The following is a 283-nucleotide window of genomic DNA, read 5'->3' as shown; positions in this document are numbered from 1 at the left end:
GCGGGAATATCACTGAACATCAGGTCGCTGTTGAGGTGCCGGTCAACACGCTTAATCTTGTGCTTAACGCGTGCGGGGCCTGGCAGGTATCTGCCGATGCCGGTAAAAGAAAGCGAAGCACCACGCGTCAGGGCCACGGTCATATCGGGCAGGGCGTTTTTACGGTACTGATGAATGGAGTTCAGGGACTGGCTGAAAAATTTATGGCAAACTTGTGAAGCAGGCATGGAGGAGTGACCTTACTTTTTGGTGGAACACTAAGTAGATCACAACCTTCTATGCC

1 pseudogene is annotated in these 283 nt (G+C 51.6%); it reads right to left on the bottom strand.

From position 1 onward, the window contains the following. Positions 1–227, bottom strand: a pseudogene (locus tag E0L21_RS24855) (IS4 family transposase); the annotation flags it as partial. Between the last annotated feature and the right edge of the window lie 56 nt (positions 228–283).

The organism is Kosakonia quasisacchari (assembly GCF_004331415.1).
Classification (GTDB): Bacteria; Pseudomonadota; Gammaproteobacteria; order Enterobacterales; family Enterobacteriaceae; genus Kosakonia; species Kosakonia quasisacchari.
The sequence above is the reverse complement of the archived record's forward strand: the minus strand, read 5'-3'. Positions and strand labels throughout refer to the sequence as shown.